We start from the raw sequence: 7,162 nt of genomic DNA, 5'->3' as shown, positions 1-7,162 counted from the left end.
CCACCGATTAACAGTATTTTGTGTTATGAGGATTAAGATGATACGCGGGGTTTTCTTCGATCTGTACGGTACGCTCTTCGTTTACGGAGATATGAAGAAAGCATGGGCTGACTGGCTGCATCATTTTTATATCTCGCTGAGTGATCTTGGTCTTACGCTATCCGAAGAAGAATTCGAAAAGGAATGCGAGAGTTTTTCGGGGAAATAGAACCCGCTCTTTCCGAGCAGAATCTGACAGTCTTCGAGAAACGTATCAGGTCTTTATGTACCTCCCTTGAAATCAAAGCAAGTGATAAGGATATTGCCTCTATTGCCGACCTGATTGCCGGCAAATGGCAGGAGTCGATCGAACTTGATCAGGACGCTGTTCCTGTATTGAAGGAACTCCTGCAAGAGGGCAGGATACTTGGACTGGTAAGTAATTTTGACCATCCTCGCCATGTTCGCAAGTATCTTTCAATATACGGTTTGGATTGTCTTTTTAAGACTATCATCATTTCCGGAGAGGTTGGAGTAAAGAAACCGCATCCGGATATTTTCAATCCTGCTTTAGCCGCTACCGGGCTTTTTCCGGATGAAGTGGTCTATGTGGGTGACGCGGATGTGGATGTTGATGCCGCTAATGCCGCCGGCATCATACCCGTACTGATAAAGAGACAGGGCGCGGATAAGAACAACCTTGATTTCGATAATGATTCTCCGAATGCAGGGATATCGGACATCAGTCAGACCGGAAGACAGTGCGAGACTATATCTTCTTTGGGAGAAATATTATCTTTGCTGAAGATCAATATATCGGATGGAAAGTTTGACAGGGGCGCACATAACTCGCGGGAGACTGTGAAATGAAGAAAAAACTGCTGAAAATTCTTGTGATAGTGATTGGAATTCTGATAATCGGTGGAGTTATTTTCAAGATCCGCTACGACAGGATGGTCCGGGTCTTCAGAGAAGAGGAAGTCGGAACGGTAGACCTTCAGCAGATAAAGGATGGTGTATACCCTGGGAATTTCGGGGATTTCCTGGTCTCGGTTACGCTGGATGTAACTGTATCTGATAACCGTATTACCGACATTGAAATAGTAGAACAGCACTGCGGCCCAGGTTACAATGCCGAAGAGACTGTGGATCGTATCTTAGAAGCTCAGAGTCCCTATGTTGACGCTGTTTCAGGAGCCACCGGAAGCAGCAGGTGTATAATGATTGCCGTTTATAAAGCATTATCTGACTAGAATTTAAAGATATGGACAGTGCCGGTGTTCGCCATGGAACTCAGAAGTCCATTGATGAAGGCATAAAATGAAAACGTTTTTGGCAACCATGCTGTTTCTCGGCTCGCTATGCGCCGGCTATGCCGAAGAAGAAACATACTCACGCGAATTGCTATTCGCGCCAGGGGCTGATACGACCCTCAGTCCCGAGAGATACTTCACCGAACTCGATCTGAATGGTGATGGAATAGACGAACTGATAATATCTGAGTCCGCATCCCTCGGCGGGACCGGTGGCCTGATTTACAATCTGTACCTCGGGATCGGACAGGATCGTTTTCTTCTTCTGAGTAATTTTCTTTCCGGGATCATGGCAGTCGATACGCAGGGTGAGACGAAACGGCTATGGTCCTATTCCCATTCATCGGCATCATCCGGTACAATTCAGTACTACTACTTCGACAGCGAGGATGTCCTCCAGCGCAGCCACTCAATGATTATTTACCCGGGGGATGGAGGATCGCTGGTGGGTAACATGATCTGCCGGGCCATTTTCAGTGAAGACAGGAAGCTTCAGTTCACGAAACTGGGTGCCTTCAATTCAACGGGTGACTGAATGCAGAAAGGCAAATCAATGCAGCGGATGTGTAGATTAAGCTATTTGTCTATGAAACTTTCAGTTCATACGAATGAGGTTGAAAAATGAGAAAGTTGATCGCGATTGCTTTTTAACTGTTCTTGTTCTGCTGATTGGTTGTGGAGAATCGGGTACGGACACAAGCCCGGTTGAAAATACTGTCCGCCAGCTTGAATACGACTTGATCAAGGTCGACTCTGTCGGAATCGATATTGGTGATTCCAACTATGTTTTCGGAATGATTGTAGATGCTACGTATCTTATCGACGGACGCATTGCTCTGCTGGATATCCTCCGGAGAAAAGTTCTTGTTTATTCAGGTAACGGTGAGTTCCTGGGAAGCGCCGGCCGTGACGGGAGCGGCCCGGGGGAGTTCGTTTCTCCATATTCACTGACTTTCCTTACCGATGGAGGACTGGCAGTATCGGATATTCAACAGGAAAAGGTTATCTTTTTTGACTCGGATCTATGTTATATGCGGGAACTAAAAGGTTTCCAATTAATATCCCCTGGGAGATTACGTACGTAACGCAGGAAGAACTGGACGTGGCACGTCCATACACGGTAATCCCCGGGCCCGGCAGTGAAGCGACATCAGCGGAACTCAGCTCCAACTGGGTACCGGACTCGTTGCGCAGCGCTGCGACCATTGTCGGCTATGACGGAGAAAACAGGCTGTGGGTCAAATCTGGAAAGGGAACAACCGCGTCACCTGTTTTCGACCTGTACAGCATGAGTGATGGTTCTTTAATAACCAGTGTTGAGACCACTCTTCCGGCCATAGCCAGATACTGGAGTTTCAGAGTATCCGCAGCGGGGATACTTGGCTGGGATCATAATCCGGCTGACTACACTCGAGTGTACATTCTTGAGCTTGTAGAAAAAATGGATTGACCATACCGATACCTCCTTAATAAGTTGCTTATAACGATGTACCTGCAGAGTGCAATATATCACGTATCAAGCTGCAATTGTGCTATTGGATCTGGCCAATTTTTGAGAATGATCCTTCTTTAAGCGGATACAGACAGTTAAAGAAATCTGAGCGTATCAAAGAGTTCACGGAGGGTTTGGGATCCGGGGTCGTTCTGCGCGAATTCAGTCCAGAGACGGCGCATCTCCGTCTGGATTTCATCTCTGCTCAATCCCTTACCGAACATTATCATAACGCTGTAAAGAATTGCTTTATCCAGAGTTCCGTGAAATACGAGTGGCGCTATAAACGCATTTCTGCTCCATACCGCCTGGAGGACTCTGCGCTCATCCGGTGTAATGACGGCGATAAGATATTCACGCCCATCGGCGTGCACCACGAGCCATTCTCCCGGCCAGTCAAGTTTACAGCTGTTGATTACCTCGCATCCGTTGATCTTTCTGTTCATCGAGTCACTGTGAACATGAACAAGAGGTTTCAATCCACGTTCGACTGCGGCGTCTATAGAAGGCTCCAGCTGCCGAAGCGGTATCGGGTCGATGTCTATCAACAGGGATGTATTGGCCGAGGCTATCATACTTTCAGCTTTGCTGTAAACCTGCTGGACGTTTTGCAGCCTGTAGATACCCTCCTCGGGGGGAAGAGTGCCAACATCAGAAAGCTCTTTCTGAAGCATCTTCCGCGAGCTCTCGAGACCTCTGACCATGGAATCGATGAAATCCCCGATGGGGACTGCCGAGTAAAGCCTGCTCCTTCCGCTGTGATCGGCGATTATAGCTCCGCGATTCTCAAGATTGTCGAGGGTCTTGTAAGTATTCGGAACCGGTTTGCCGATTATTTGAGCGATCCTGTACCCTGTGCTTCCGGGTTCGCTTAGAAGCGCAAGATATGCATCCGCTTCACTTTCAGTAGCTCTATCCGCTTAAGTAACAAAAAATGGACTCCTTAGAAATGGGAATGCCTGAATATCGTAAGCACCTCCCGTTAGTGCAAGTAGATTCAGCTACCCAGAAGAACCAGCGGTAATGAGATCAGATTACCCTCCATGTTCTGAAGGCATGCCCGGTAGGAGCCGCTGCACAGTGCAGAGGCTGGGACGGTGATACTGATACTTGCCGGGTCAAGGATACCTGAAGACCAGACCATCCTGCCGGAGCTGTCGAATATCATGATCCTCTCATCACCATTCAGCGCCCCCTGCAAATCCAGAGTAAGAGGCCCTCTCACCGGATTACCCCCTTGCAGAGTAAGTGAAGTCGCGGATGGATTCACCTGTCCTGAGATGCCGGTCGCATCCCAGTTGAGCCTGAACGAGGTAACAAGGGCGGAGACATCACTCGCGGTAGATGCCAGCTCTATCCGGTACTGGAAATAACGATACAGTGCGCCGCTTATCTCCGAAGGAGTGCTGTATCCAGCCGACCAGCTTCCCATGTTTCCGTAATCGTCCGAACTCTTGAACCTGATGATGATGTCCGTGTTTGCCGGGAGATACGAATCCCATTCAATGCTGGCCCACTGCGGATTTTCACCCGTGTCCAGTATGGAACTCTGAAGCCAGCCCGAGTCTGTGAACTCGCTCAGCTCGACCCAGTGAAGCTCCCCTATACCGTAGCACGTAATTACCGCGTCCAGGTCACCGTCGTTATCCACATCCGCCGGTAGAGCACAGCTTACGCTTCCCATGCCCGAAGCGAAAAGATGCTTTGTCCAGGAGGTTCCTCCACTTTCGTTCTCCCACCAGGCAGCACCGCCCGATGAGAATGAAGAGGCTACTATATCCGGGTCTCCGTCTCCATCGATGTCACCCGGCCTGGCGTAGGCACAGCTGCCGAACGATTCGATCGATTCTCTTGTCCATTGGACAGGTGATTGTCCCTCATTGCGGAACAGCAGAAGGGTCCCGCCGTTCATCGCGGAAACTATAAGGTCAGGGTCACCATCCAGATCGACGTCAGAGGCCCTTACCGAATGCGCTCCATATACAGAACTCGTGTTGACAATCTGTTCCGTCCATGAAGGAGTGGAACCCCCGGATCCGTACCACACATAAACCCTGTTACCCTGCCAGGCGCTGGCTGTCACATCGATATTCCCATCTCCATCCAGATCGCAGGCCTGTATCCTGCAGGGGTAGTTCGGGTTCAACGAAACATCCTGCTCGAACCACTGCAGGGGTGTGCCCCCATCGTTCCGCCACCACGCCACTCTGTCTCCCTCGGCGGATGCTGCAAGAATATCCGGGTCTCCGTCCAGATCCATGTCGCATGCTTCCACATCGTGCCCTCCTTCGAACAGGGTCTCTATGACTACCTCATCCCACGTTGGCGAGGCAGCGCCATTATTCAGATAAAGCAGAACCCGGTTACCGGTATAAGTAGTACAGAGTATGTCCAGATCGCCATCGCTGTCGATATCCGCAACGTCAACTCCGCAGGGACCGAAAACGGAGTTCGAGACCATATTACTGTCCCAGCCGCCCTGTCCGTCGGCAATCCAGACGCGAAGCTCGTTTGCCTGGTAACCGCCGGCTACGATATCATGCATGCCGTCACCATTCATATCACCGACATCTGCTGTGTAAACACCCTCGAAAAAGGTGTCGACCTCGTTAATGACGGGTACTGCGAGCGGGATGGAGGAAAGGGCTATCTGACCGGGAACAGAGAACCAGGAGATGTCTTCGGAGGACTCAAAAACGTCTTCCCAATCGGTAACAGGACCGTTCGTACCTGGCCCGGTGATCCAGTCTGTCTGTACCGCCTGGTTTGCCAGACAGGATAGTACAGGCAGAAGAATAATAATAAACGCAGTTTTCATAACATACTCCTTGTCGTAACGTGAATAGTAAATACTCGTCAATATTACTACTACTAATATTTCGGATGTCAATGCCTATCGTTTTCAGTATGGAGTATCGCATGATCATGTATAAGTTTGACTACAGCCTGTATCAAATACTATGTTGTTCTTAGGTATTATTGAAATTGTAAATGTCATACATTTTACGAAGGAGCTTATTGTGAAGTATGCAGCTATCCTTTTGGCGACAATCCTGGCCGCAGGATGTTCCAATCCGCAGAGTTCGAATCCCGCAGGCGATGCGTTTTACGTTTCCACATCGGGCAGTGATTCAAATACAGGCACTTCCGACAGCCCATGGAAAACGATTCAGTACGGAGTGAGCCAGATGCAGGCGGGCACGACCCTCCGGATAATGGCAGGCACATATACGGAAAGGGTTCAGCTCTCAATAGACGCAAGCAGCAGTTCCGACGGTATTCTAATAAGGAATCATGGTGATGGGAGCGTAATTATTGACGGAACCGGGATAACTGTTCCAGCGGAATTTGGAGGGCTGTTCGAAATAACCAACAGTAATAACATCACACTCAGCGGCCTTACCGTGCGGAATGTCTCCGGAGGGATGAACTCAATGGGTATTCTGGTCGATGCTTCAAGTAACATCACCATTCAGGCCTGTACAACCTGGAACACATCTTCTTCCGGCATGGGAATATGGAGCTGCAGTAATGTAAACATCGATTCATGCGATGTTGGAAGAGCCTGCAATGGAGGGGAGCAGGAATGCATAACCGTGGCTGTAACGAACGAATTCACAGTAAGCTACTGCACAGTACATGATGGAGCCGGAGGCGTTTACGGCGGAGAGGGTATTGACGCGAAGGATGGCTCATGCAACGGCGTAATCAGCAACAACAGTGTTTACGGTCTGGACAGACTCGGAATTTACGTTGACAGCTGGAACAAAGCCACAAACACCATCAGTGTTTACGACAACCTTGTTTACAATTGCGATGGAGATGGATTCTCGGCAGCGGCCGAATCAGCCGGGGTTCTATCCAATGTGCAGTTCTACAACAACCTCGCGTACAACAATACCGGTAACGGGATAACTGTAGGGGCATGGGGAGAGCCCGGTGTAACCCATCCTATAGATAACATCACGATCATCAACAATACTTTTGTGGGTAACGGTGAAACTTCATGGGGCTGCGGCGTAAGCGTTGAAAATTCAGAGGCTGACAATATCGTAGTCCGGAACAACATCATGTCAGACAACACAACCTGCCAGTTCAACGCTGAAGCGTACGGAACGGGGTTCATCGCCGATCACAATCTTATAGACGGAGCCACTGACTACTACGGTGATGATTACGTTGAGGGAGATCCTGAGTTCACTGGTCCCGGCAGCAACAATTACCATATAGGGTCAGCGTCACCCGCAATAGATACGGGAAGCCAGACACTGGCCCCCGCAACTGACATGGATGGACAGCCAAGACCGTCGGGAAGCGGTTACGATATAGGCTGCTACGAATACCAGCAGTAATAGATCAATACTATTGGAGTAAAGGA

At 49.4% G+C, this 7,162-nt stretch carries 9 protein-coding genes and 1 pseudogene; 7 read left to right on the top strand and 3 right to left on the bottom strand.

Annotated elements, in window-relative coordinates; translation table 11 throughout:
* The 6 genes from K8S15_03185 to K8S15_03160 all read left to right on the top strand — a co-directional run.
* Positions 1 to 208, top strand: a 208-nt coding sequence (locus tag K8S15_03185; GenBank protein MCD4775037.1) for a hypothetical protein, incomplete at its 5' end; no start/stop codon positions are given.
* Positions 184 to 849 carry an HAD family hydrolase gene (locus K8S15_03180; GenBank protein MCD4775036.1) on the top strand — a complete coding sequence of 222 codons (666 nt, stop codon included), beginning with the start codon at positions 184 to 186 and terminating at the stop codon, positions 847 to 849. The genes K8S15_03185 and K8S15_03180, both read left to right, overlap by 25 nt.
* Positions 846 to 1,232 (top strand): FMN-binding protein, encoded by a 387-nt coding sequence (locus K8S15_03175; GenBank protein ID MCD4775035.1) that lies wholly within the window; start codon positions 846 to 848, stop codon positions 1,230 to 1,232. Before K8S15_03180 ends, K8S15_03175 begins: the two co-directional genes overlap by 4 nt.
* Before the next feature lie 67 nt (positions 1,233 to 1,299).
* The gene (locus K8S15_03170; GenBank protein ID MCD4775034.1) at positions 1,300 to 1,827 is read left to right on the top strand and encodes a hypothetical protein; all 528 of its coding nucleotides are present in this window, start codon (positions 1,300 to 1,302) and stop codon (positions 1,825 to 1,827) included.
* Positions 1,828 to 1,906: 79 nt separating this feature from the next.
* The gene (locus K8S15_03165; protein ID MCD4775033.1) at positions 1,907 to 2,377 is read left to right on the top strand and encodes a 6-bladed beta-propeller; all 471 of its coding nucleotides are present in this window, start codon (positions 1,907 to 1,909) and stop codon (positions 2,375 to 2,377) included.
* Between the two features lie 17 nt (positions 2,378 to 2,394).
* Positions 2,395 to 2,742: a hypothetical protein gene (locus K8S15_03160; GenBank protein ID MCD4775032.1), complete on the top strand. Its 348-nt coding sequence runs from the start codon at positions 2,395 to 2,397 to the stop codon at positions 2,740 to 2,742.
* Between the two features lie 137 nt (positions 2,743 to 2,879).
* On the opposite strand, the gene K8S15_03155 is transcribed toward K8S15_03160, so the two are convergent.
* From K8S15_03155 to K8S15_03145, 3 genes and pseudogenes are all read right to left on the bottom strand, one after another.
* Positions 2,880 to 3,458 carry a hypothetical protein gene (locus K8S15_03155; protein MCD4775031.1) on the bottom strand — a complete coding sequence of 193 codons (579 nt, stop codon included), beginning with the start codon at positions 3,456 to 3,458 and terminating at the stop codon, positions 2,880 to 2,882.
* A 51-nt stretch (positions 3,459 to 3,509) separates the two neighbouring features.
* Positions 3,510 to 3,692 (bottom strand): annotated as a pseudogene (locus tag K8S15_03150) (helix-turn-helix domain-containing protein).
* Between the two features lie 89 nt (positions 3,693 to 3,781).
* Positions 3,782 to 5,602, bottom strand: a complete 1,821-nt coding sequence (locus tag K8S15_03145) for a VCBS repeat-containing protein (GenBank protein ID MCD4775030.1) — start codon at positions 5,600 to 5,602, stop codon at positions 3,782 to 3,784.
* A 202-nt stretch (positions 5,603 to 5,804) separates the two neighbouring features.
* Between K8S15_03145 and K8S15_03140 the strand changes: the two genes are divergently transcribed.
* Positions 5,805 to 7,136, top strand: a complete 1,332-nt coding sequence (locus K8S15_03140) for a right-handed parallel beta-helix repeat-containing protein (GenBank protein MCD4775029.1) — start codon at positions 5,805 to 5,807, stop codon at positions 7,134 to 7,136.
* Positions 7,137 to 7,162: the final 26 nt, after the last annotated feature.

Origin of the sequence: Candidatus Aegiribacteria sp., from assembly GCA_021108005.1 — a bacterium.
GTDB lineage: Bacteria > Fermentibacterota > Fermentibacteria > Fermentibacterales > JCC-6 > Aegiribacteria.
The sequence above is the reverse complement of the archived record's forward strand: the minus strand, read 5'-3'. Positions and strand labels throughout refer to the sequence as shown.